Origin of the sequence: Stenotrophomonas sp. SMYL11 (assembly GCF_036320005.1) — a bacterium.
GTDB lineage: Bacteria > Pseudomonadota > Gammaproteobacteria > Xanthomonadales > Xanthomonadaceae > Stenotrophomonas > Stenotrophomonas maltophilia_A.
This window is the reverse complement of sequence record NZ_JAWIRS010000001.1, coordinates 435,273-459,742: the sequence shown is the minus strand read 5'-3', so window position 1 is coordinate 459,742 and position 24,470 is coordinate 435,273. Positions and strand designations below refer to the sequence as shown.

Genomic DNA, 24,470 nt, shown 5'->3' with positions numbered 1-24,470 from the left:
CAGCGGCCGGGTGGGTGGGGCTGGCGGGGTATCCGCGGCATGGATGCCGCGGCTAAGCCCCCAGGGACGGGTTCACGGCGTCCCCGCCAGCCCCACCCGCCCGGCCAGCCCACAGGAAACCGGCCTTCCGCGATCATCCCAAACCACCCACGAGGGGCTGCGCCGTTGGCTGGAATCCCTGCGATTCGTTAGCCGGAAGTTAAAGATCCGTAAGCATTCTGCTGCGATCCCGCAGTCATCTGCATGCAACCGATCGTCATTAGCCTTCGTGACGTTCCAGTCAGGTTCGACGCGGTAAGCTCTCCCTCGATGAGCTCGCAGCATCGCTCATCGAGTGCAGTACGCAGTAGCAATTTGGAGGAAGACATCACATGGCAATCGTTCTTTATGTCGGTGGTAGCAAGGATGGCGAGAAGGGCGTGGTGCCCTACGGCTTCAGCAAATCCCGCGCCGACACCGCGCTGGGGCCGGAGTTCTACACGGAGCGGTTCATGGAACTGCAGGGTGTCGGCAAGGTCCGCCTGATGGCCCTGGAAGGCATGCGTGACGAGATCGTCATGCAGCGCGCCGCCCGCCACTACCGCTGACCTTCGCAGTACGCGGCAGGGCGCGCCCCACCATCGCGCGCCCGCGCCGGCATCCCAGCCAGCCCGGGGCCAGTTTGAGCCCCCATCTTTGCCAGGATGCCGGCGTCCCCACCGGTTGCGCCGCTGAACCCCGCGCTCTGTCAATGCCTTGTCCGGCTCCGCCGTGGGTTGCCAGAATGGGGTCTTCCCGTAACGCGGCACAGACCTGAAGCAATGCACGACGCCAAGAACGCCCAGAGCGCGCTCGCCCAGCAGATCGCCCAGACCATCGCCGACGAGATCGGTGCCCAGTCCGCCCAGGTACGTGCCGCCGTCGGCCTGCTCGACGAGGGCGCCAGCGTTCCGTTCATCGCGCGCTACCGCAAGGAAGTGACCGGGGGCCTGGACGACACCCAGCTGCGCAGCCTGGAAGTGCGCCTGACCTACCTGCGCGAGCTGGAAGACCGCCGCGCGGCGGTGCTGGCCAGCATCGGTGAGCAGGGCAAGCTCAGCGACGAACTGCGCAACGACATCCTCGCCGCCGACACCAAGAGCCGGCTGGAAGACCTGTACCTGCCGTACAAGCCCAAGCGCCGCACCCGCGCGCAGATCGCCCGGGAGGCGGGGCTGGAGCCGCTGGCCGATGGCCTGCTGGCCGACCCGACGCAGGATCCGCAGGTCTTCGCCGCCACCTTCGTCGATGCCGACAAGGGAGTGGCCGACACCAAGGCCGCGCTGGAAGGCGCGCGCGCGATCCTGATGGAGCGCTGGGGCGAAGATGCCGCGCTGGTCGGCGAACTGCGCACCTGGCTGAGCGACACCGGTGTGATCCGCGCGCGCGTGGCCGAGGGCAAGGAAGCCGAGGGCGCCAAGTACCGCGACTATTTCGAGCACGCCGAGTCGCTGGCGAAGATTCCCTCGCACCGGTTGCTGGCACTGTTCCGCGCGCGCCGCGAGGAGATCCTGTTCCTGGAGCTGGACCCGGGCAGCGAGGCCGAGGCCGGCCACCAGTACGCCGAAGGACGCGTGGCGCGCAAGGCCGGCATCGCCGACCAGGGCCGTGCCGCCGACCGCTGGCTGCTGGATGCCTGTCGCCTGACCTGGCGCGCCAAGCTGCACACCCATCTGCTGCTGGACCTGTTCAACCAGGCCCGCGAAAAGGCCGAGGCCGAAGCCATTGCGGTGTTCGGTGACAACCTGAAGGACCTGCTGCTGGCCGCGCCGGCGGGCCCGAAGACGGTGCTCGGGCTGGACCCGGGCATCCGCACCGGCTGCAAGATCGCGGTGGTCGATGCCACCGGCAAGCTGGTCGCCACCGACACCATCTATCCGCACGAGCCGCGCCGCCAGTGGGAGCAGTCGCTGCAGACGATCAAGCAGCTGTGCGCCAAGCACAACGTGGAACTGATCGCGATCGGCAACGGCACCGCCAGCCGCGAAACCGACAAGCTGGCCGGCGAAGCGATCAAGGCTGCCGCCAACCCGAAGCTGCAGAAGGTAGTGGTCAGCGAGGCGGGTGCGTCGGTGTACTCGGCGTCCGAGTTCGCGGCCAAGGAATTCCCGGGGCTGGACGTGTCGCTGCGTGGCGCGGTGTCGATCGCGCGCCGCCTGCAGGATCCGCTGGCCGAACTGGTGAAGATCGAACCCAAGGCCATCGGTGTCGGCCAGTACCAGCACGACGTGGACCAGTACCGCCTGGCCCGGGCGCTGGACGCGCGGGTCGAGGACTGCGTGAATGCCGTGGGCGTGTACGTGAACACTGCCTCGGCCGCGCTGCTGTCGCGCGTGTCCGGGCTGTCGTCCACGGTGGCCGAGAACATCGTGCGCCATCGTGACGACAATGGCCCGTTCAAGCGCCGCAAGGACCTGCTCAAGGTCGCGCGCCTGGGCGAGAAGACCTTCGAGCAGTGCGCCGGCTTCCTGCGTATCGCCGATGGTGACCAGCCGCTGGACGCCTCGGCGGTGCACCCCGAAGCCTACCCGGTGGTCGAGCGCATCGTGGCCAGCACCGCGCGCCCGATCAAGGCGCTGATCGGCGATGGCAGCTTCCTGCGTGGCCTGAAGGCAGAACAGTTCACCGACGACACCTTCGGCGTGCCGACCGTGCGCGACATCCTGAAGGAACTGGAGAAGCCGGGCCGCGATCCGCGTCCGGAGTTCAAGGCCGCGCGCTTCGCCGAGGGCGTCGAGGACATCAAGGACCTGCGCGAGGGCATGGTGCTGGAGGGCGTGGTCAGCAACGTGGCGGCCTTTGGCGCCTTTGTCGATATCGGCGTGCACCAGGATGGCCTGATCCACATCTCGGCGCTCTCCGACACCTTCGTGAAGGACCCACGCGACGTGGTCAAGGCTGGCGATATCGTCAAGGTCAAGGTGCTGGAGGTGGACGTGGCGCGCAAGCGCATCGCGCTGACCCGGCGCCTGGACGACACCCCCGGGCAGGCCACCAGTCGCCCCGGCCAGCGTGATGACCGCGGCCAGGGGCAGGGGCCGCGCCGCGACGCAGGCGGCCAGAACCGCGGGCAAAACCGGGGCCAGGGCAATGGCGGCCGTCCCGCTCAGTCCGCGCCCCCGGCCAACAACGCCCTGGCCGAGGCCTTCGCCCGCGCCAAGCGCAGTTGAGGACCGTGTCCCCCGTCACGCTTGATTCGTGGCGGGGGACTTGTCGATTTTCCCCGTGATTGCGCACACTTGCGCCTGAGGGGGGCGTTTGGCCTCCCCGCTGTCGCTGGGGAGGGCCATGACGCCAGCAGGACCCGTTGTCTTCGTTGAGGGCTGCAGCGTTGTGCTGCGGCTGCTGCCCGCCTGTGCGGGCCGGGGACCGGAGTGATGGCGGGCCAGGGAAACAACGGCAACGGGCTGCTCGAGCGGCGCCTGCAGGAGCTGGCAGAGGAGCGCCGGCGCTTGGCCATGATCATCGACGGCACCGCTGCCGGTACCTGGGAATGGAACGTGCAGACCGGCGAAATGCGGGTCAATGCGCGCTGGGCGGAGATCGTCGGCTATCGCCTGGAAGAGCTGGAGCCGGTGTGCCAGAAGACGTTCCTGAAGCTGGTCCACCCCGACGACATCGTCCTGTCCGACGCGGCACTCGAGGATCACTTCGAAGGCCGCAGCGACAACTATGTCTGCCTGCTGCGCATGCGCCACAAGAATGGCCAGTGGATATGGATCCACGACCGTGGCCGCGTGTTCGAATGGGACGGGCAGGGACGACCGCTGTGGATGGCCGGTGCGCACGCCGACGTGACCGAGCTGCAGCAGGCGCGGCAGGATGCGGCCGAGAGCCGGCAGCGATTGCAGGCCGTGGTCGACGCGTCCGATGAGGTGGCGGTGATCGCGACCGATACCGAAGGCACCATCACCCTGTTCAATACCGGCGCGGAACGCCTGCTGGGTTACAGCGCGGAAGAAGTAGTCGGCCAGCGGCGACTGGGTGATTTCCACGATCCGGACGAGCTGGCGGCCTGGCTGCGTCCGCTGGCGGCTGCGGACGGAAGCCTGCCGGGCGCGTTTGAAGCACTCAGCGCCCGCGCCGATGAGCAGACCTATTCACGGCAGTGGACACTGCGGCGCAAGGATGGCCAGCCACGCCAGGTGCGCTTGTCGATCAGCCGCATGGATGGTGCTGGCGGCGCGCGGATCGGCTATGTCGGCATGTCCATCGACATCACCGAGATCCTGCAGGCGCGCGCCGAAGCACGCCTGTCGGCAGAGAAATTCGCCGGTGCGTTCACGTCGGCAGCGCTGGGCATGGCGCTGGTGTCGCTGGAAGGACGCTGGCTGGACGTCAATGACGCACTGTGCCGAATCCTGGGCTACCCCCGCGAAGAACTGCTGCAGGTTGATTTTCAGCGCCTGACCCACCCCGATGACCTGCAGACCGACCTGGCCCTGGTGCAGGATCTGCTGGCCGGGCGGCGCAGCCACTACCACCTGGAAAAGCGCTATCTCGATCGCGACGGCAAGGTGATCTGGGCGCGGCTGTCGGTGTCGCTGGTGCGCACCGAGCACGGTGAACCGCTGCATTTCGTGTCGCAGATCCAGGACATCAGCGCCCAGCGCAGCAGCGAGCAGCGCCTGTTCGAGAGCGAGCAGCGCAGCCGTATCACGCTTGATGCGGTTGCCGACCTGGTGCTCAGTGTCAGCCTGGATGGCCGTATCGACTACGCCAATGCCGCCGCAGTACGCACCCTGGCGGGTGATGGCGCGCTGTCGCTGGCCGGGCACAAGGTGCAGGACGTGCTGGCACTGACCACCGAATATGCGCCCGGCTCGGTACTGGATGTGTCGGTCCTGCTGGACCCGGAAAGCAATGCGGTGGACCTGCACGCCGATCTTCTGCTGCGCCTGGGCACGGCCACGATCCCGGTCGACCTGACCCGTGCCTGGCTGCGCGATGATGAAGGTCATGTACGCGGTGCAGTGTGGGTACTGCGTGATGACACCCAGCAGCGCGCGCGCCAGCGCGAAGCGCGCCATCTGGCCGAGATCGATCCGCTCACCGAGCTGAGCAACCGTCGCGGTTTCGAGGTGCATCTGCAGCAGGCGATCACCCGCGTCGAGCGAACTGGCCAGGCCGCGTCGTTGATGTACATCGACCTGGACCGCTTCAAGCCGGTCAACGACACCTGGGGCCATCTGGCCGGCGATGCCGTGCTGTGGGCGGTGGCCAGCGTGCTGCGCCACGGTGTGCGCGATTCGGACGTAGTGGCGCGTCTGGGCGGCGACGAATTCGCAGTGATCCTGTCCGGCTGCACGCCGCGTCGTGCCGCGCGCATCGGCGGTGAACTGCTGCACACCCTGGCATCGCTGTCGATTCCGTGGGACCGGGACCGCCTGCATGTGGGTGCCAGCATCGGTATCGCGCCATTGGCGGGTGGGATGAGCGTGGACCAGGCCGTGGCGGCGGCTGATGCCCAGTGCTACCGGGCCAAGGCAATGGGTCGCAACAACGTACAGGTGCAGGGCGAGGCCAGTGAGCTGCCCGGCGATGATTCCGAAGCCGCCGAGGGCTGATCTCAGCCTGTGAGAGGGCGTGCGCGAATACTGCGCGCACATCCACTCATGCAGGTGATCCCATGAAGGTCTGGAACCCGGTTGCGATGCGGGCCTACGCCCCGGCGATGGTTGGCTGGTGCCTCGCGCTGGCCGCCTGCCTGCGTGCGGAACAGCTGCGCGGCGACCTTCACGCGCAGGCCCTGCTGCCGGTACTGCAGGGCGGCGCGGTCGCCCTGCTGGTGTTCACGCTGTCCTGTATCGGTGCCGCCAGCATCGTGCTGTGGCGGACGGGCAGGAACGCGGTGGAGTGATGCGGTGGATGGTCACCGCATGCTCCACGTCATGTTGCGTCAACGCAGTACTTCATCCGAACTGACCAGCTGCACGTCGTGCATCAGGTTGAGGTAAGCCTCGTAGTAGCCCTTGTGCGAGGCACCGACGATGGTCAGCATGCGGGTGCCTGGATGCTGGCCCAGTATGTCGCGCATGTTGGCGACCATGCGCAGGTTGCGGGTTTCCCAGTAGCCCACGTAGTTGCGGCCGAAGCCTTCCGGCGAGGGCTCGACGAGGGTCGCGCCGAAATCGCTGTTGAAGGCCACCATCGCAGCCTCGGGTGTGTTGTAGGCGCGATACATTGCGAGCAATCCATCCGGCTGAGCAAGATTGGCTTCCAGTCGTTCATCGGCCGCCCTGCGCGCTTTGACGAAGGAATTGTCCCAGGCACCGCGTATGGCGGCAGCGTAGGCCTTCTGCTGCGATTCCGGTGTTGGCGAATCTGCAGTGTGGTCGTCGACCGACCACAGGCGCTCCAGCCCCAGGCGTGCCGCAAGTACGCCGGCCACCAGTCCGGCCTCGTTGCGGCGGGCCATGCGCGTGTCGAGGAACTGCACCAGCTCCGGTGTCAGGCTGTCCGAAGCACGTCGCTCTTCCCTGGACAGCCGCAGCCATTGGACGACTGCCGAGCTGCTTTCGCCCGCGGCCAGGAAGACGGCGGCCAATCGGCGCCGCTGGGCAGCGGTCGGCGCCTTCGGCCAATCCGCAAGCAGGCGTTCCATCTCCACGTTGGCGCTGGGCACGTCCAGGCCGGTGGCGGCCTGCGCCGGTGCCGGATCGACGCAGTAGTCCGCTACGCTCTCCGCGTATCGGGCCGGATTGCGGCGCATGAAGTCACACTGCAGGCCGGACAGGTTCTCCACCGCGATCGCGGTGGGCCGCCAGGCTTCCAGGCGCTGCAGCAGAGGTTCCAGCATCGCCGGCGTGAAGGTCTCCGGCAGGCTGGACAGGTGCGGGCTGCCCAGCACCAGCACTTCGTTCGGGCGTCCTGCGGGTGGTCCCTTCAGCTGGTCGGGGTGGAAGGCGGGTCGATAGGCGGCGTCGTTGGCCAGCGCGCTGCTGCTGCACAGGGCCAGGAAGAGAAGGCTGGCAAAGCGAGGGAACATGCGATCTCCATGTCGATAAGCGTCCTGCGGGACCTTCATGCTGGTCATTTTCTCCTGCTGGGGAATCCCGCATTGGTCATGTAAACCTTTCTGCCTTGAGCTGCATCCTTCTGCTGGGCGATGCTGTACGCAATGCCCAGGCGATGCAGAAGATGACATTGGACGACTGGACCATCGACAGTCCGCGGCTGCACCTCCGGCCTTTCACGCCCGGTGATGCCGACGAGGCATTTGTGGCAATCACACCCGGGCTGACCCGCTATATGGCGTTCGAGCCGCCACCCTCGAAGGAGGCGTTTGCTGGCGTCTGGCGGGCGTGGCTGCTTACCATCGCCGACGGGACCGACATCACGTTGGTGATCCGCAGGCGCGGGGATGGGGTATTCCTTGGCCTGGCAGGCCTGCATCGAGCCCGTGAAGCAGAACCCGAACTGGGCATCTGGATCGCAGAAGTGATGCATGGGCACGGCTATGGCCGCGAGGCAGTGGCGGCGGTGTGGTCGGCGGCCTCCGGGCGCCTGCGCTGTGCTGCGTTCCGCTACCCGGTGGCGGAACGGAACCGGTCCAGCCGTGCACTGGCTGAGTCCCTTGGTGGGCAGGCTGTGGCACGTGAGCAAGGCGTGAAGTACACGGCAATCGTCTACCGCATTCCGGCTGCAATGCACGGAGTTGCGACGGACGTCGCGGAATCCCGCTAAAGCAGCCGACGGCGTCGCCGATACTCCCTCTGGATCCCGCTCCAGACACCCGCGGCAGGACCCCGGGCTGCCCCCGACGGGCGGTCCGCGCAGTGTGTTCCGCCGCTTCCAGATGCCGATCGCACCCGCAGCAGACGTTCTTGGCAGTCGCTCGAGAGGTGCCCGTTGGCACCTGTAGTCCCTGGCAACTGATGTTGCCGCCGGGCATCCCGCCCGTCGGGTCACAACCGCTTACCGGACACCGAGGATCAGACAATGCTCATTCCAGGCTTCACGGCAGGCGTGCAGGCGCCAGCCGAGCTGCATACCCGTTGGTCGCCGTGGCGTGCGCTGCTTGGCGTGCTGGCGCCGCAGCAACGCACCAGCACAGAGGCGGCGATGACCGACCGCACCGAGCTGGAAGCGCAGGTGGCCGCGCTGCATCGCGTGCAGGCCGTCATCGAGTTCGCGCTCGACGGCACCATCCTGCGGGCCAATGACAATTTCCTGCAGGCGATGGGTTACCGGCTGGAGGAGATCCAAGGCAAGCATCACTCCCTGTTCGTCGACCCCGAGCAGGCGCGCAGCGCGGAATACCGCGACTTCTGGGCGCGCCTGGGGCGTGGCGAATATGACGCCGGACAGTACCGCCGCTTCGGCAAAGATCAGCGCGAGATCTGGATCCAGGCTTCGTACAACCCGGTGCTGGACCGCCAGGGGCGCCCATACAAGGTGGTCAAGTTCGCGACCGACATCACCGCGCAGAAGCTGCAGGCGGCCGACTCGGCGGGGCAACTGGCCGCGATCGCCAAATCGCAGGCGGTGATCGAGTTCAGCATGGATGGCCGCATCCTGTCAGCCAATGACAATTTCCTGGACGCTACCGGCTACAGCCTGGACGAAGTGCGCGGGCAGCACCATTCGTTGTTTGTCGAGCCTGAGCATCGCAGCAGCGTCGAGTATCGCCAATTCTGGGAGAAGCTCGGGCGAGGCGAATATGACGCCGGCCAGTATCGGCGCCTGGGCAAGGGCGGGCGCGAGGTCTGGATCCAGGCATCCTACAACCCGATCCTGGACCTCAATGGCAAGCCGTTCAAGGTCGTCAAGTACGCCACCGACATCACCGCGCAGGTGCACGAGAACCAGGCCATGCAGCGCGCCGTGGCGCAGACCCGCGAGGTGGTGGCTGCCGCCAAGCAGGGCGATCTGACCCAGCGCGTGGCCACCGCCGACAAGAACGGGTCGATCGCCGAACTGTGCGAAGGCGTGAATTCGTTGGTCGAGGCGATGGCCGCAATCATCGGCCAGATCAAGTTCGCCGCGGACACCATCGCAGTCGGCGCGACCGAAATCGCACAGGGCAACAGCGACCTCTCGCAGCGTACCGAGCAGCAGGCGGCCTCGCTGGAGGAAACCGCCGTGTCGATGAAGGGCCTGGCCGAGACCGTGCAGCGCACGGCCACCAACGCGCGCCAGGCCAGCCAGCTGGCCGGTGGAGCGGCCGACGTCGCCGCGCGAGGCGGCACTGTGGTGCATGAAGTGGTCGAGACGATGGCGGTGATCAATGCCTCGTCGCGGCGCATCGTCGACATCATCGGAGTGATCGACGGCATCGCCTTCCAGACCAACATTCTCGCGCTGAACGCAGCGGTGGAGGCTGCGCGTGCCGGTGAACATGGCCGTGGCTTTGCGGTGGTTGCCACCGAGATCCGCGAGCTGTCGCAGCGTTCGGCCAGCGCAGCCAAGGAGATCAAGCACCTGATCGATGAGTCGGTTGCCAATGTGGGCGCCGGCACGGCGCAGGTTGAGAGCGCGGGCCGTACCATGGATGAAATCGTGACCAACGTGCGCCGGGTCAGTGACCTGATGACTGAAGTCAGCACGGCCTCGCAGCAGCAGAGCGACGATATCCAGCAGATGAATCATGCGGTCGACCTGATCGATCAGGGCACCCAGCAGAATGCGGCCCTGGTCGAGGAGGCGTCGGCGGCGGCGCGCAGCATGGAAGAACAGTCGGCGCAGCTGCTGCAGACCGTGGCCAGTTTCCGCGTGCAGGGCGGGGCCGGGCACCGGCACGGAACAGCGGGGCTGCACGCGGTCTAGGCGCGGCGACCGGACTGGTCTTCATTGCTATAGGTGTCGCCGCGTACGCAGTTGCGACCGGCATGCTTGGCACGATACAGGGCCTGGTCGGCGCGTTCGACCAGGTCGCGCGGATCGCGGTCTTCGCCGGGTGCCTGCCAGGCCACGCCGATGCTGATGGTGACGGTGGCCTCGGGGGCGGGCAGGGCTGCGGCTTCGACCGAAGCGCGCAGCCGTTCGCCCAGGCCCAGGGCGTGGGCGGCATCGGGCGAGGGCAGGGCGGCGATGAACTCTTCGCCGCCATAGCGCGCCAGCAGATCGTCACCTCGTTGCAGGCAGCCATCAAGAATGGCGGCGACCGACTGCAGGCGACGATCGCCCTCCGGATGGCCATAGGTGTCATTGAGCCGTTTGAAGTGGTCGATGTCGATCATCAGTACCGCCAGCCCGAGTCCCTGGCGGCGTGCGCGGCCACGGGCATTGCCAAGAGATTCGTCGAAACTGCGGCGGTTGCCCAGCCCAGTCAGCGGATCGCGCTGCGCCAGCGTTTCCAGCTCATCGCGCTGGCGCTGGATCTCCACCTGGCTCAGCACGCTGCGCAGGGCATAACCGAGCATGGCACCAATGAAGCCCACCGTGGCCAGGGTGGGCTGCAGGCGCGCGACCAGCAGCGCCACCATCATCAGCAGCAAGGGCAGCATCAACGGCACGCCGGCGTCGACGATGCGGCGCAGGCTGCGCGATACCTCCACCGCCGGATAGCGGCGCTTGCTGGCGGCCATGACGGCCAGCACCACGAACAGTCCGCTGATCAGCAGGTCCCCCCAGTTGCCGTCAGGCAGCTGCGGTTGGCAGGTGTTGATGTAGAACGCCAGCAGGAAGTAGCCCAGCGCGTAGATCGCAAGTGTCCGGAAGAAGTCGCGGCGGTCGGGATTGTCCTCGGCCAGGAAGCGGATCAGCGCGAAGCAGAACACCAGGCTGTTCTGTAGGTTGCTCATGGCGTTCAGGCACTGCGTCCACAACGCGGCGTTGAAATGCGCCATCGCCCGCGTGTGCCCGAAGTACAACAGCCACAGCAGCGCGATGATCAGCAGGTCCACCGCGCGGATGCAGCGGTTGCCGCCGCCCGGGCTGGCGGCCACGTAGGTCAGGGGGATGCGGTAGAACACGTACAGGATCAGCGAAGACACGGTCATCTGCGCAGGATCGAGGCCGGCCACATTGCGGTACAGCAGGGCGAGCAGGGCCAGCGAGAACAGGCCCATGGCAGCGCCCAGCGTCCGCCATTTGCAGGCCGCCAGGCGGCTGTCACGTGCACGCCGCACGCAGGCCAGTGCAGCCAGCAACGGGGCGGTGATCAGCATCAGGTAGGAGCCGACCGGGTCCTGCGGGCCAACAAAGGCAATGACGAGCGCGTGCGTGACCAGAAAAAACAGTGCCGCACGCAACGTCATGCATTCCCCCGCCCCCAGCTCCGGCTGGGATCACGATAGGCAAAAGCACGTGTGGCTTGCAAGAAAAGTGTGCGCTGCGTCTATTTCAAAGCTTGCCGGAAGTCGCAGTTGTGTTTCAGCATGGTGACGCGGAGCCTTCGACGTGGGCGTACATCCAGAAGTCACGGGGCCGCCCTCGAACCCGCCGGTAAGCGCGCAGCAGGCCTTCGCGCTGCATGCCGAGGCGTTCCAGCACGACGATCGAACGGGCGTTGCTGTCCAGGACAGTCGCCTGGATTCGGACCAGAGCGAGTGCGGCATGGCCCCATTCGAGCACCGCGCGTGCTGCGTGCGTGGCCAGTCCCTGACCCTGCCAGCGCGGATCGAGATCATAGGCGAGCTCGCCGCGGCCATGCGACAGGTCGATTCCGTTCAGGCCAACGGTGCCGATCAGCTGGCTGTCGGCGCCCACCAGCGCCCAGCGCTGGTCCGTTGCCGTGGGCAGGTAACCGGCGATCTGGCAGCGCAGTGCCATTTCGGAGACGTCGCCCCAACTGGTGTGCTCGGTCACGCCCGGCAGCGAGAGATAGCGGGCCCAGGCGGCAGCATCATCCACGTGCAGTGGACGCAGCCGTGCGGGCAGGGTGGCAGGAAGCGTTGGCAGAGCGGGCGTTGGCATCGTCGCCAGTGTCGGCGCCCGGGCCCTGAAAATGCAAAAGGCCAGGTCGGGGACCTGGCCTTTGATGCAGTGGTGCCGGTGAAAGGACTCGAACCTTCATGGGGTCACCCCCGGCTGATTTTGAGTCAGCTGCGTATACCATTCCGCCACACCGGCAGGCAGCGTGCGAGTGTAACCGAGGTCGGCACGGCTTTCATAGTGGGGAGGCCGATCGGGGCGCGTCCTGTCGGCTTCGGCCCTGTCATGGCTATACTGCGGCGGCTTGAATGCCTCCAGGAGCGGTAGCTGATGACAGTGTTGCAGGACCTGAGGGTGCTGGTGGTCGAGAACGACGAGATGAGTGCCGCACTGCTGCAGATGCAGCTGGTGCATGCCGGTGCGACGGTGGTGGGGCTGGCCGCGAGCGTGGCTGAAGCGCTGCGCCTGCTGCAGGCGTCGACCCCGGACGTGGCCCTGCTCGATTACCGCCTGGCCCGCAATGAGACCAGCGAGCCGGTGGCTGCGGCACTGTCGGCGCGCGGGGTGCCGTTCGTGCTGGCCACCGGGATGCAGGCCGAGCAGCTGCCCGAGCCGATGCTGGCCGGCGTGCTGCTGGTCAAGCCCTATCTCTCCGCAGATCTGAGCCAGGCGCTGGTACGCGCAGTGGGCCGCGCCAGCGCCAGCGCCTGATTGGCGCGTGCTGAAGCGGTGGGCGTATCCTGCCCCGGCCTGAATGCTCAGGCCTGCAAGGAGAGTGGCATGAAAAAGTGGATCAAGCGCATGGTTGCTGCGGGTGTCCTTTCGATGGCGGTCTTCGGTGGTACGGCCTCTGCCGCGTGGTGTGGCCAGCCCTGTTTCCAGCTCTACAAGAGCTGCATCGCGCGGGGTGGAGGGGTTGAACAGTGCCTGCAGGAACAGGCCTTCTGCGAAGAGGCGATGTGTGGCGGCAATCCCTGATCCATGAACCCCGCCCAGGCGGGGTTTTTCATCTGTGCGCGGTGTTCAGCCCGCTTCTTCGTATACGTAGTGGATCTCCTCGCAGTCGTCGAGGATGCGGTACTGCCGCGCCAGGTCATCCGGATCGGGATTGAGCCAGGCATCGAGGTGTTCCTTGCGGATGGGAACGACGCCGCGGTCATGGCCCGCAGCGGCGACGTCGTGCGGAGGCGTGTCGGTGATCGTGGCAAATGACAGGAGGCGACCTTCCGGTCCTTCCCATTCCGCCCACAGGCAGGCCAGCAACAGGTCGCGCGGGGGATCGGGCCGGAACTCCAGCACCACGTCCTGATCCTTCTCATCGGCACTCAGCGTACGGCCGGCGATGGCATGGCGTGGCACGTGCTCATAGAACGCCTGCACCACCACCACGCCGTGGCGCAGCCCGAACGCACCGCGCCAATAGCCTTCCAGGCTGTCGCGCCGCGCGTTGTAGGTGCCCGGATATAGCACGTCGTTGCGCGCAGGCTTGTCCGGCAGCCGGCACTGGTAGCGCATCGGCTTGATCACGCGTTTGCCGCCCTCGCTGACCATCACCGGTGCGTACGTGCCGGGGAAAATACGATTGTCACGCGGCAGCAACTGTACCCGGTGCAGGTCTTCCAGCCGAGCCTGCGCACGATCGATGCGGTTGCTGGCCACGCGCAGGTCGTTGCGTGCCCTCTGGGTGGGGCGGGTCGCCAGCGTGGCATTGGCAATATCGCGTCGTTCGCGCTGGCGGGCCAGCTCCGCTTCCAGATCCTGGCGTTCCTGCGCATGCCACTGCTGGATTTTCGCGACGATGTCGCGGCCCTGCTCGGTGCGCGCGCCGGCGAAGCCGTCATCCATCGCCTTGGGAGTTCTGGGGCGCTTCTTGCCAGGATCGTGCGCGTACAGCTCCGCGAATTCTTCCAGCGACAGGATGGCGCCGAACTCGCGCACCAGCTTGGCGTAGTCGGCGCGGATGAGGGCGGAATAGCACATGGGAACTCTGCGGGCGTGGGTCGCAGCAGCTGCGACATGGATGAGGCAGGATAGCCCGACCTACAGGGAGATAGCGCATGAATGATTCCGTCGCCTGCCAGTTCCGCGACGCCGTGCCCACGGTCGAAGACTATTGCCAGCTGCGTGTGCTGGCGGGCCTCAGTGCCAAGAGCAAGGAGGCGGCGGCACGCGCGCTGCCCAATACCCTGTATGGCGTGTGTGCCTACCAGGGCAACGAGCTGGTGGCGATGGGGCGAATCGTCGGCGATGGGGGCTGCCACCTGCAGGTCTGCGATATCGCCGTGTTGCCGCGGCTGCAGGGGCAGGGCCTGGGCAAGGAAGTGATGCGTCGCCTGGATGTTTGGATGCAGGCGAACCTGCCGCCGTCGGCATACGTCAGCCTTCTGGCAGACGGTGAAGCACACCGGTTGTACGCGCAGTTTGGTTTCGCACCCACCGCACCTGCATCGATCGGGATGTATCGCCGGTTCTGAGGTGTGGCCGAGTTGAAGCCATCCACGCCATGCGTGGATAGGGCCTTCCCAGGAATCACAGGCAAAGAAAAACCCCGGCCGAAGCCGGGGTTTTAAAGAATTGGCGTCCCCACGGGGATTCGAACCCCGGTCGCCACCGTGAAAGGGTGATGTCCTAGGCCTCTAGACGATGGGGACGCACGAAAACTTCAAATTGTAGATCCTTCGACGGCCTAATGTCGAAGTGGTGGAGCCAAGCGGGATCGAACCGCTGACCTCCTGCATGCCATGCAGGCGCTCTCCCAGCTGAGCTATGGCCCCAATGAAACTCCGGATGATCCGCCGGGAGCAGAGTCCGTTTTGAAACTGGCGTCCCCACGGGGATTCGAACCCCGGTCGCCACCGTGAAAGGGTGATGTCCTAGGCCTCTAGACGATGGGGACGCACGAAAAACTTCAAGTTGTAGAACTTTCGACGGCCTAATGTCGAAAGTGGTGGAGCCAAGCGGGATCGAACCGCTGACCTCCTGCATGCCATGCAGGCGCTCTCCCAGCTGAGCTATGGCCCCGTGTTACCGAGCCGCCTATCATACCTGCGTGTTCACGTTTGTGGAAGCTTTTTTTGAGCTTTTTTCGTTCCGGTTCAACCGCGACCACGAGGGCAGGGGAACCGTAACGCCACAACCTGAATGCCGGTAGGCGGTGAACAAAAAAGACCCGGTTATCGGCCGGGTCCTCGTTGTTCGTGATGAGTGGCGTCCCCACGGGGATTCGAACCCCGGTCGCCACCGTGAAAGGGTGATGTCCTAGGCCTCTAGACGATGGGGACGCAATTCTCATCAATGTTCTTTAGCGACCTTTCGACGGCCTAATGCCGAAAGATTGGTGGAGCCAAGCGGGATCGAACCGCTGACCTCCTGCATGCCATGCAGGCGCTCTCCCAGCTGAGCTATGGCCCCACGTCGCTGAGGAGCGAAATAATAGCCTTGCCCCAGGGGGTTGGCAAGCATTTGTTGCACTTTTCTTCACGTGCGTTGCGAAGCCGATGTCAGTCGCCTTTCGCCTGTGCAGCGTCGTCGGTCAGTGCCGCCAGGATCGGGCACTGGTCCAGCGCGCCGTGGCCTGGGCAGGCGTCGACCAGCAGCGAAAGTGCAGTGTGCATGCGTTGCAGCTCCTCCATCCGCTGTGCGATGTCCTGCAGGCGCGCCTGCGCGGTGTCGCGCACGCTGCCCATGTCCTGCGAATGGCGATCGCTCAATGCGAGCAGCTCGCCGATCTCTTCCAGGCTGAAGCCCAGCGCCTTGGCGCGGCGGATGAATCGCAGCCGGCGCAGGTCCTGCTCGCCGAAGATGCGGTATCCACCCGCCGAGCGGGCCGCGGTCGGCAGCAGTTGCTGTCGTTCGTAGTAGCGCACCGTATCGATCGGCACGCCCGCCTGGCGGGCCAGTTGTCCAATGTTCATGGCGGATTCCTGCAGGGGCTGCCGACCATTGTGAAGCCTGGAGTCTGGTCGAGAGTCAACGCTTGGCCCGGGTGCGCGCATTCAGCGCACTTTGCAACTTTCTTCATAGCCCCGCCGATGGGCCAGTTCCTACGCTTCGCCTGAACCGGCCGTTCGATGGCCTGCAACGAACCGAGGAGGTGGTCTGTGGAAGGATTCAGGAACGAAGGATTCGTCGAGATCGCGGTGGTTGAATACCCGGGAGGTGATCCGTCTGCCGCCTCCGTACTGGCCGAAATGGCGCACGTTGCCAATCGCCTTGCCCAGCAGCAGCGTCGGCCGTTCAAGCGGGTGCTGGTCACCCGCTGGATCGTGCCGGCCAGCCAGACCGGGGTGCATCGTATTGCGGGTGCGGAAATGCTCGATGCGGCCATCCCGGCTGTGATCGCGGTTCCCGGCCAGATCAGTGCCGGCGCGTGCCTGCGCGCGGACGAGGTCCTGCTGGACTGGCTGCGCGCGCACTATGACGGCGGCAGTCTGCTGGCCGCCGCCAGTGATGGCGTCAGCGTGCTGGCACGCGCCGGGTTGCTGGCCGGGCGTACGGTCAGTGGCCCTGATCTCGGGCGCCATCCAGGCCTGCAGGCGCAAGCTGCGAGCTGGGTGCCGAGCGAGCGGGCGCTGGTGGATGACGGTGACCTGCTGACCGTCGGCGGGGGCCAGGCCTGGCGCTTCCTTGGCCTGCGATTGTTGTACCGGCTGCACGGGCAGGGCGTGGCCAGTGCGGTCGCGCAGCAACTGGGCATCACCGTGCCCGCCACGATCCAGCAGGACCTGGAGCGCTTCAGCGCCAACTTCGCACATGGCGATCGTGATGTGCTGAAGGCACAGCGCTGGCTGCACACCACGGCGGCACGCGGCGCCACCCTTGCCGCGATCTGCGAGGTCTCCGGGTTGGAGCCGCGCACACTGCAGCGGCGGTTCCTCAAGGCCACCGGCCTGCGGCCGATCGAATACTGCCAACGGCTGCGCATCGCCAAGGCGCAGACCCTGCTGCAGCAGGGGGCGGGTATCGATGAGGTGGCGTGGGGTGTCGGCTACGCTGATCAGAGTGCTTTCCGCCGGTTGTTCCTTCGCATCGTTGGCATGACGCCGGCCAACTATCGGCGTCACGTCAGCAGCAAGCGTCGCGAGCGGCCCTTGATGCCGTCGGTGGCAGGCAGCCTGCGCGGGCTGCAATCGCCGTCGGTGATGCAATTGGGGCGCAGCGCGGCCTGATGTCGACGGCATCGTCGCGCTTGCAACCGGAGCGCGACACCTCGACCATGCGGTCAGCGGACGAGTGAAAAGGTGGTCTGATGTCGAGCGTTGGGCCGGTGCCGATGCCGGTAGTGTTGATTCTCGTGTGCGTAGTGATTGCCATGGCCGTGGCGCGTCTATGGCCACGCAGGAAGGACGGCATGCCGCTCCCTTCTGCACCCAGCATGGTTCTGGACATGCTGCTGGTGGGCCTGCTGTGTGGTCGCATCAGCTTCGTGGCCTTGAACTTCGCGCTGTATCGCGAGGCGCCGTGGAGCATTCTGCAGATTGCCGACGGTGGCTACCACCTGGTGGTTGTACTGGTTGCGGGATCGGCATGGGGGCTGTGGCGGGTGCGCCCATGGCGGGCGTTGCGCGCCCCCGTGCTGGGCGCGGCGTTGGCGGGTGTGCTGCTATGGGCGGGCGGCAGTCAGCTGCTGTCCGCATGGCAGGAGCGGCAGATGCCCTTGCCGGTATTGCAGGTTGCTGATCTGCAGGGGGGCAGGGTTGATCTGCAGCAGTTCCGGGGAAAACCGCTGGTGCTGAATCTCTGGGCGACCTGGTGCGGGCCCTGCCGGCGCGAGATGCCGGTCCTGGCTGCGGCGCAGCAGGCGCATGCGGACGTGCAGTTCGTGTTCCTCAACCAGGGTGAGACCCTTGAGGAGGTCCAGGGTTTCGTTGCGCGCGAACGCCTCCTGCTGCACAACGTATTGCTCGATGATGACGCAGCGGCATCCACGGTGCTGGGCGTGCAGGCCTATCCCTCGACCCTGTTCTTCGACGCCGAAGGGCGCCTGCGTGAACTGCACCTCGGCGAACTGACGGCAGCCGGTCTTGAACACAAACTGCGCCGGCTGCGGTAGCCTGCGCGGGCATCTCACTACGGAGTTCCCATGTTGTCGACTTCCCTGCGCACTGCCCCTGCGGTGCTGTTGCTGCCGGTCCTGCTGGCATTGGCCGCCTGCAGCCAGGCACAGACGCCACCCGGCAAGACCGCCTCGGCACCGGCAGCGAGCGCCACAGCCACGGCCAACAAGGGCGATCGCCCTGTGGTGCTGAAGGGCATCGAGAAGCATGGTTTCGAGGTCGTCGCAGAATTCGATGCCCCCGGTGGCCTGCGGGGCTTTGCTGGCGTGGTCGGCGGCCAGCAGCCGGCAGCGGCCTATGTCACCGCTGATGGCAAGCACGTACTGGTCGGCAGCCTGTTCGATGCGGAGGGCAACGATGTAGCCGCTGAGGCCGTTGAGAAGCTGGTGGCTTCGCCGATGTCGGCCAAGATGTGGACCAAGCTGGAAGCCAGCGCCTGGGTGCGTGATGGCAAGGCCGATGCGCCGCGCGTGGTCTACACCTTCAGCGATGCCAACTGCCCGTACTGCCACAAGTTCTGGGAAGCGGCACGGCCGTGGGTCGATGCCGGCAAAGTGCAGCTACGTCACATCATGGTCGGCGTGATCCGCGAGGACAGCCCGGCCAAGGCCGCGGCGATCCTTGCCGCGCGTGACCCGAGTGCGGCGCTGCTGCAGAACGAGCACGATTTTGATCGCGGTGGCATCAAGGCGCTGCCGAACATCAGCCGCGAGATCGCTGGCAAGCTCGACGCCAATCAGGTGCTGATGATCGAGATGGGCTTCCAGGGCACGCCGGGCATCCTGTTCCAGGATGCACAGGGCCAGGTGCAGCGTCGTGCGGGTCTGCCGCAGGGTGCCGATCTGCAGACGGTGCTTGGCCCGCGCTGAGTGGCGCCAGCCCCATGAAACATTGCGCAGGCCCGCATGGCAGCATGCGGGCCTGTCGCATTCCATGGCGGGCATTGCGGTTGCGGGTCCGCGCAACAGTGGTTCATCGTCACGTCTGAATCGTGACTGACATCAAGCATCCCGCCTTGATTCCAATCAAGGCCAAAAACGACAGGCGGATTAGCCTGTGACGCATGGAATACAGCGTCAATGCGCGATGGATGCCGCGTTCGCCACGCCCTGATCAGGGTCGGCTGGCACAGCCATTCACGACACTCTCACTCCGTGCTTGTTACCCAGACCGCTGCGGTCGCTACCTCTCTGGCAGCGCGGCCTTGATGGCGTCGACATCGGTGCGGGCAGGGCAGTGTCATCGTCCTGTTGCCTGCCATGCGCAGGCTGGCCGGTGTCGTCGACGCAGTATCCGCATTTCCAGCAACGGCAGCACGAGGCCGGAGTGGCGCATGCGTGCGTCCCGTCTGCGTGCTGCGAACAGGGGTCGTACAGGGAGGATGCAATGCGCGTGGCGGTACTGAGCCTGGCCTGCGTGACAGCACTGGCGATCACGCCGGCGTATGCACAGGTGGATGACAAGGAGGAGGCGCAGGCGCTGCGTCGTGAGATTGCGGCCATGAGGCAGGCGCTGGATGGAATGCAGCAGCGTCTGGACAGCCTTGAGCAGCGCGATGCAACCGTTGCGCCTGCTACTGCACAGGCACCCGCCCCCGTGGTCGCGCCTGCCAGCACTGCCAACCTGCTGCACCCCACCCAGGTACCGGGCGTGGCACAGCCGGTGCTGCCGCAGCGTGAATCTGTGGCCGATCCATCCACTGCGGCATCGCGACCGGACAGTGCGGCCGGCCCGACCGACCCGGATCTGAAGGGCTTCTTCGCCATTCCCGGCACCGATACGGTGATCCGCATTGGTGGTTACGCCAAGCTCGATGCCATTGCCGATTCGCGTGCAGCGGGCGATGAGGACCAGTTCATTCCTTCGTCGATGCCGGTGGGTGGCAGTCATCGTGATGTCTCAAACTTCAACATCCACGCCAAGCAGACCCGCTTCAGCTTCGAGGCGCGGCGTCCGACCACGCACGGCAACCTGCGCTTCTATCTGGAGAACGACTTCTTCGGCAGTAGCGACGGCTACGAATTCCGGCTGCGCCACGCCTATGGCCAGCTCGGCAATACCTACGCCGGTTATGGCTACTCCAGCTTCATGGATCCGGACAGCCTGCCCGATACATTGGATTTCGCAGGTCCCGGCGGTGCCGGCTACCTGCTGGTGGCAGGCATCCACCACAGCTTTGCGATGGGCAAGGGCAACACCCTGACCGTCGCCGCCGAAGATCCAAAGACCGAACTTGCCGGCGCCAGCGATGAGCGCGCCGCCGTGAACCGGCTGCCGGATGTGACGGTGACCGCGCGCATGGAGCGCGACTGGGGCCACTTGCAACTGGGCGCGGTGGCACGCAGCCTGGCCTATGACGGTGACGATGAACGTGACCGGCGCATGGCCGGTGGCCTGCAGCTGAGCGGATCGGCATCGGTAGGCGAGCGCGACCTGCTGCTGTTCGGTGCCCTCGGCGGGCGCGGCCTCAGCCGTTACACCGCCGACCTCACCGGCTCCGGGCTGGACGCGGTGGTCGGTGCCGATGGCCGCCTTGATGCGCTGGACCTGCACGGTGGGTTCGTTGGCTACACCCACTACTGGTCCGAGCTGTGGCGTTCGAACCTGATCTTCGGCCAGCTGACCCTGGAGCGGAATGCTGCATTGGCGGCCGACGCATTCCGTCAGAGCCGCTACGGCGTGTTCAACCTGATCTGGAGCCCGGCACCGTCGTGGACGATGGGCATGGAGTTGCTGTACGGCCGCCTGGAACAGCAGAGCGGCGCGCGCGGCGACACGGTCCGGGTGCAGGGCAGTCTGCAATACAACTTCATCAAATAGGCGCCAGCGGTCGTACGCCAGCGTAACCGTCCCCACGCCCGGTTGTACCGGGCTCATGCCAGTACAGGAGATTGTCATGGCAGAAGCAAAGAAAATCGGGGTGGTCGGAGCCACCTTCCTCGTCGCCGGCAACATGATGGGCTCAGGCGTGTTCCTGCTGCCATCCAGCCTGGCCAAGATCGGCACCGCCTCGATCTGGGGCTGGCTGATCACCACCGCCGGCGCGCTGCTGCTGGCCTTCGTATTTGCAAAGCTGGGCAAGCTGGCACCCAAGGCGGGCGGCCCCTATGCCTATGCGCGTGACTGGTTCGGGCCCTACATGGGCTTCCAGACCAATACCATCTACTGGTTCGCCAACTGGATCGGCAACGTCGCCATTCCGATCGCGGCGGTGGGCTATTTCAGCTACTTCTTCCCGATCCTGTCCGAGCCGCTGGTGCGCTGCATCGCGGTGCTGATCCTCGTCTGGGCATTGAGTTTCGCCAACATGATCGGCCCGGCCTTCGTCAGCCGCGTGCAGACGGTCACCACCAGCTTCGCGCTGGTGCCGATCCTGGGTATCGCCATCTTCGGCTGGTTCTTCTTCGATGCCGACATCTTCAAGGGCGCCTACAACGTGTCCGGTGAATCCAACTTCGGCGCGATCTCCAGTGCCGCGGCACTGACCCTGTGGGCTTTCATCGGCGTCGAATCCGCTTCGGTCACTGCCGGCGTGGTGGAGAATCCGGAAAAGAACGTGGCCCGCGCCACCCTGGCGGGCGTGTTCCTGGCCGCCATCGCCTACATCGCCAGTTCGTCGGTGATCATGGGCATGGTGCCCAATGGCGAGCTGCAGACCTCCGATGCTCCGTTCGCACTGGCTGCCGCCAAGGCCGTCGGTGGCTGGGGCGGCGCGCTGGTGAGCCTGTGTGCCTTCATCGGCGCTGCCGGTTCGCTGGGCGGCTGGATCCTGCTGACTGCACAGAGTGCCAAGGCGGCCTCCGATGATGGCCTGTTCCCTAGCATCTTCAGCAAGACCAACAAGGACGACGTGCCGGTCAAGGGCGTGATGATCGTGGCGGTGCTGATGACCCTGGCGGTGCTGGTCACCTCCACCTCGGAAACCGCGTCGGCCCAGTTCGACGTGATCACATCGGCGGCGGTGGTGCTGACCCTGCTGCCCTACATCTACTCGTGCGTGGCCTGCTACTTCGTGGTCGAGCGTTCGCACACCCTGGTCCACACCGGTGCGTTCTGGACCCTGACCAGCCTGACCGTCGTGTACTGCCTGTGGGCGATCTACGGCTCGTCGGGAACCATCGTGCAGTACGCCTTCCTGTTCGTGCTGTTCATCACCGTGTTCTATCCCTTCTTCAGCGAGGAGCGCCGCCAGCAGCGGCAGCGCGCCCGCGAGGCATCGGCCATCAGCGCCGGCGCCCAGCGTTCCTGAGTTAGACAAGGAGAATCAACGTGTACTTCAAGTCCCTGGACTATCCGGTCATTGTCATCGACAACGACTACGAGTCGCCGCGCATCGGCGGCATCCTGATCCGCGCCCTGGTGGAGGAGCTGCGCAGCAACGACCAGCGCGTGCTGTGCGGCCTGAACCTGGATGATGCCCGCGCCGGTGCCCGCACCTACGTGGCGGCCTCGGCAGTGCTGATCTCGATCGACGGCAGTGAAGAGGTGGATGGCGAGTTCCAGCGCCTGACCGCCTTCCTGCGCGAGCAGAGCGCACGCCGCGCCAACCTGCCTGTGTTCCTTTACGGCGAGCGCCGCACCATCGAGAAGGTGCCGAGCAAGCTGCTCAAGTACATCCACGGCTTCATCTTCCTGTTCGAAGACACCAAGAGCTTCATCTCGCGGCAGGTGATGCGCGCGGCCGAAGACTACATGAAGAACCTGCTGCCGCCGTTCTTCAAGGCATTGATCCACCATGCGGCCGAGTCGAACTACTCCTGGCACACGCCAGGCCATGCCGGCGGCGTGGCGTTCACCAAGTCGCCGGTCGGCCGTGCATTCCATCAGTTCTACGGCGAGAATACCCTGCGCAGCGATCTGTCGATCTCGGTGCCGGAATTGGGCTCGCTGCTCGACCACACCGGCCCGATCAAGGATGCCGAGGAAGAGGCGGCGCGCAACTTCGGTGCCGACCATACCTTCTTCGTCACCAACGGCACCTCCACCGCCAACAAGATCGTCTGGCATGGCACGGTGGCCCGCGGTGACGTGGTGTTCGTTGATCGCAACTGCCACAAGTCGCTGCTGCACGCGCTGATCATGACCGGTGCAGTGCCGGTGTACTTCACCCCCAGCCGCAACGCGCACGGCATCATCGGCCCGATCAGCCTGGACCAGTTCACGCCGGAGTCGCTGCAGCAGCGCATCGGCGCCAACCCGCTGGCCAGCCAGGCCTACAAGGCCGGCTCCAAGCCGCGCATCGCGGTGGTCACCAACTCGACCTACGACGGCCTGTGCTACAACGCCGAGAAGATCGCCGACGAGATCGGCAGCGCGGTCGACTTCCTGCATTTCGACGAAGCCTGGTACGCCTACGCCGCGTTCCACCCGTTCTACGAGAACCACTACGGCATGGCCAAGGGCAAGCCGCGCGAGCAGGATGCGATCATCTTCACCACGCATTCGACCCACAAGCTGCTGGCCGCGTTCTCGCAGGCCTCGATGATCCACGTGCGCAACTCGGCGCAGCGCAACCTGGATGCCGAGCGCTTCAACGAGTCGTTCATGATGCACACCTCGACCAGCCCGCACTACGGGGTGATCGCCGCCTGCGACGTGGCCTCGAAGATGATGGAAGGCGAGGCGGGGCGCTCGCTGGTACAGGAAATGCACGACGAGGCCATCGCCTTCCGCCGCGCGATGCTGCATGTGCGCGACGACCTGGGCCGCGACGACTGGTGGTTCAGCGTGTGGCAGCCGACCAAGCTCGAGCGCAGCCTGGACAAGGGCGATACGCCGGCACCGCTGGTGGCCAAGCGCGAGGAGTGGTACCTGCAGCCGGATGCGCACTGGCACGGCTTCGAGAACCTGGTCGACGACTACGTGCTGATCGATCCGATCAAGGTGACCCTGTTGACCCCGGGCCTGGCAATGGACGGCAGCATGGGCAAGCTGGGCATCCCGGCGGCAGTGCTGAGCAAGTTCCTGTGGGGCCGCGGCATCACCGTGGAGAAGACCAACCTGTACTCGGTGCTGTTCCTGTTCTCGATGGGCATCACCAAGGGCAAGTGGAGCACCCTGGTCACCGAGCTGATGGCGTTCAAGGCGCTGTACGACCGCAACGCGCCGCTGAGCCAGGCACTGCCGACCCTGGCCGCCGATTACCCGAACGCCTACGCCGGCTGGGGCCTGCGCGACCTGTGCGACGCGCTGCACGCGTTCAACCAGGAGTTCGCCGTGGCCAAGGTGATGCGTGAGATGTACGTGGATCTGCCGACGCCGGTGATGACTCCGGCCGATGCCTATAACCACCTGGTGAAGGGCGAGATCGAGCGGGTCGACATCGAGCAGATCAGTGGCCGCATTGCGGCGACCATGCTGGTACCGTACCCGCCGGGCATCCCGACCATCATGCCGGGCGAGCGTTTCGGCGACAGCGACGAGCCGATCATCCAGTCGCTGCGCATTGCCCGCGAGCAGAATGCGCGTTTCCCGGGCTTCGAGTCGGACGTGCACGGGCTCATCATCGAGCAGGAGGGTGATGCAGTTTCGTACAAGGTGGAGGTGCTGAAGGCCTGACCGGCAACGGTCGGCCACTCG

20 protein-coding genes and 7 tRNA genes are annotated in these 24,470 nt (G+C 65.8%); 15 read left to right on the top strand and 12 right to left on the bottom strand.

What is annotated here, in order from left to right; genetic code table 11:
• Window positions 1-371: 371 nt before the first annotated feature.
• The 4 genes from V3B46_RS02105 (at window position 372) to V3B46_RS02090 (ending at window position 5,878) form a co-directional block, all read left to right on the top strand.
• A complete protein-coding gene (locus V3B46_RS02105; protein ID WP_005410085.1) occupies window positions 372-587 on the top strand; it encodes a hypothetical protein in 216 nt (71 codons plus the stop codon).
• Between the two features lie 213 nt (window positions 588-800).
• Window positions 801-3,188: a Tex family protein gene (locus V3B46_RS02100; protein ID WP_329891007.1), complete on the top strand. Its 2,388-nt coding sequence runs from the start codon at window positions 801-803 to the stop codon at window positions 3,186-3,188.
• Window positions 3,189-3,395: 207 nt separating this feature from the next.
• Entirely contained in the window at window positions 3,396-5,585 is a 2,190-nt protein-coding gene (locus tag V3B46_RS02095; RefSeq protein WP_049461919.1) for a PAS domain S-box protein, read from the top strand.
• Window positions 5,586-5,647: 62 nt separating this feature from the next.
• Window positions 5,648-5,878, top strand: coding sequence for a hypothetical protein (locus V3B46_RS02090; protein ID WP_049400551.1), 231 nt, complete (start codon window positions 5,648-5,650; stop codon window positions 5,876-5,878).
• A 39-nt stretch (window positions 5,879-5,917) separates the two neighbouring features.
• Here the strand turns inward: V3B46_RS02090 and V3B46_RS02085 are convergent, their stop codons facing one another.
• Window positions 5,918-7,006 (bottom strand): DUF5694 domain-containing protein, encoded by a 1,089-nt coding sequence (locus V3B46_RS02085; protein ID WP_049461920.1) that lies wholly within the window; start codon window positions 7,004-7,006, stop codon window positions 5,918-5,920.
• 95 nt (window positions 7,007-7,101) lie between these two features.
• On the opposite strand from V3B46_RS02085, the gene V3B46_RS02080 reads away from it, so the two are divergent.
• Complete coding sequence (locus V3B46_RS02080; protein WP_329891006.1) at window positions 7,102-7,704, top strand: GNAT family N-acetyltransferase; 603 nt, start codon at window positions 7,102-7,104, stop codon at window positions 7,702-7,704.
• 255 nt (window positions 7,705-7,959) lie between these two features.
• Entirely contained in the window at window positions 7,960-9,786 is a 1,827-nt protein-coding gene (locus V3B46_RS02075; RefSeq protein ID WP_329891005.1) for a methyl-accepting chemotaxis protein, read from the top strand.
• Here the strand turns inward: V3B46_RS02075 and V3B46_RS02070 are convergent.
• From V3B46_RS02070 to V3B46_RS02060, 3 genes are all read right to left on the bottom strand, one after another.
• On the bottom strand, window positions 9,783-11,219 hold the full coding sequence (locus V3B46_RS02070; protein ID WP_329891004.1) for a GGDEF domain-containing protein: 1,437 nt from the start codon (window positions 11,217-11,219) through the stop codon (window positions 9,783-9,785). The genes V3B46_RS02075 and V3B46_RS02070 overlap by 4 nt on opposite strands.
• A gap of 115 nt (window positions 11,220-11,334) precedes the next feature.
• Complete coding sequence (locus V3B46_RS02065) at window positions 11,335-11,877, bottom strand: GNAT family N-acetyltransferase (RefSeq protein ID WP_329891003.1); 543 nt, start codon at window positions 11,875-11,877, stop codon at window positions 11,335-11,337.
• Window positions 11,878-11,947: 70 nt separating this feature from the next.
• Window positions 11,948-12,033: transfer RNA gene (locus V3B46_RS02060), tRNA-Leu, on the bottom strand.
• Window positions 12,034-12,165: 132 nt separating this feature from the next.
• Here V3B46_RS02060 and V3B46_RS02055 point away from each other — a divergent pair.
• Together V3B46_RS02055 and V3B46_RS02050 are read left to right on the top strand one after the other, a co-directional pair.
• Window positions 12,166-12,546 carry a response regulator gene (locus tag V3B46_RS02055; RefSeq protein ID WP_032129385.1) on the top strand — a complete coding sequence of 127 codons (381 nt, stop codon included), beginning with the start codon at window positions 12,166-12,168 and terminating at the stop codon, window positions 12,544-12,546.
• A gap of 69 nt (window positions 12,547-12,615) precedes the next feature.
• On the top strand, window positions 12,616-12,813 hold the full coding sequence (locus V3B46_RS02050) for a hypothetical protein (RefSeq protein ID WP_053443234.1): 198 nt from the start codon (window positions 12,616-12,618) through the stop codon (window positions 12,811-12,813).
• Between the two features lie 45 nt (window positions 12,814-12,858).
• Here the strand turns inward: V3B46_RS02050 and V3B46_RS02045 are convergent, their stop codons facing one another.
• Window positions 12,859-13,815: an SOS response-associated peptidase family protein gene (locus V3B46_RS02045; protein ID WP_329891002.1), complete on the bottom strand. Its 957-nt coding sequence runs from the start codon at window positions 13,813-13,815 to the stop codon at window positions 12,859-12,861.
• 77 nt (window positions 13,816-13,892) lie between these two features.
• On the opposite strand from V3B46_RS02045, the gene V3B46_RS02040 reads away from it, so the two are divergent.
• Window positions 13,893-14,309 carry a GNAT family N-acetyltransferase gene (locus V3B46_RS02040; protein WP_154352811.1) on the top strand — a complete coding sequence of 139 codons (417 nt, stop codon included), beginning with the start codon at window positions 13,893-13,895 and terminating at the stop codon, window positions 14,307-14,309.
• Between the two features lie 101 nt (window positions 14,310-14,410).
• Here V3B46_RS02040 and V3B46_RS02035 read toward each other — a convergent pair.
• The 7 genes from V3B46_RS02035 to V3B46_RS02005 all read right to left on the bottom strand — a co-directional run bounded on the left by V3B46_RS02035 (window position 14,411) and on the right by V3B46_RS02005 (window position 15,749).
• Window positions 14,411-14,486 (bottom strand) — tRNA-Glu (locus V3B46_RS02035).
• A gap of 47 nt (window positions 14,487-14,533) precedes the next feature.
• A tRNA-Ala gene (locus V3B46_RS02030) sits at window positions 14,534-14,609 on the bottom strand.
• 46 nt (window positions 14,610-14,655) lie between these two features.
• A tRNA-Glu gene (locus tag V3B46_RS02025) sits at window positions 14,656-14,731 on the bottom strand.
• Window positions 14,732-14,780: 49 nt separating this feature from the next.
• Window positions 14,781-14,856: transfer RNA gene (locus V3B46_RS02020), tRNA-Ala, on the bottom strand.
• A 184-nt stretch (window positions 14,857-15,040) separates the two neighbouring features.
• A tRNA-Glu gene (locus V3B46_RS02015) sits at window positions 15,041-15,116 on the bottom strand.
• Between the two features lie 54 nt (window positions 15,117-15,170).
• Window positions 15,171-15,246, bottom strand: a tRNA-Ala gene (locus V3B46_RS02010).
• Between the two features lie 89 nt (window positions 15,247-15,335).
• Window positions 15,336-15,749, bottom strand: coding sequence for a heavy metal-responsive transcriptional regulator (locus V3B46_RS02005; protein WP_154352810.1), 414 nt, complete (start codon window positions 15,747-15,749; stop codon window positions 15,336-15,338).
• A gap of 186 nt (window positions 15,750-15,935) precedes the next feature.
• Between V3B46_RS02005 and V3B46_RS02000 the strand changes: the two genes are divergently transcribed.
• The 6 genes from V3B46_RS02000 (at window position 15,936) to V3B46_RS01975 (ending at window position 24,449) form a co-directional block, all read left to right on the top strand.
• Window positions 15,936-17,003, top strand: coding sequence for a GlxA family transcriptional regulator (locus V3B46_RS02000; protein WP_019336511.1), 1,068 nt, complete (start codon window positions 15,936-15,938; stop codon window positions 17,001-17,003).
• An 80-nt stretch (window positions 17,004-17,083) separates the two neighbouring features.
• Window positions 17,084-17,887, top strand: coding sequence for a TlpA disulfide reductase family protein (locus tag V3B46_RS01995; RefSeq protein ID WP_032129380.1), 804 nt, complete (start codon window positions 17,084-17,086; stop codon window positions 17,885-17,887).
• Window positions 17,888-17,917: 30 nt separating this feature from the next.
• Complete coding sequence (gene dsbG, locus V3B46_RS01990; protein WP_329891001.1) at window positions 17,918-18,760, top strand: thiol:disulfide interchange protein DsbG; 843 nt, start codon at window positions 17,918-17,920, stop codon at window positions 18,758-18,760.
• A gap of 517 nt (window positions 18,761-19,277) precedes the next feature.
• Window positions 19,278-20,711, top strand: coding sequence for a DcaP family trimeric outer membrane transporter (locus V3B46_RS01985; RefSeq protein ID WP_329891000.1), 1,434 nt, complete (start codon window positions 19,278-19,280; stop codon window positions 20,709-20,711).
• A gap of 76 nt (window positions 20,712-20,787) precedes the next feature.
• Window positions 20,788-22,140, top strand: coding sequence for an arginine/agmatine antiporter (adiC, locus tag V3B46_RS01980; protein WP_329890999.1), 1,353 nt, complete (start codon window positions 20,788-20,790; stop codon window positions 22,138-22,140).
• A gap of 20 nt (window positions 22,141-22,160) precedes the next feature.
• Window positions 22,161-24,449, top strand: coding sequence for an Orn/Lys/Arg family decarboxylase (locus V3B46_RS01975; protein WP_329890998.1), 2,289 nt, complete (start codon window positions 22,161-22,163; stop codon window positions 24,447-24,449).
• The last annotated feature ends 21 nt before the right edge of the window (window positions 24,450-24,470 follow it).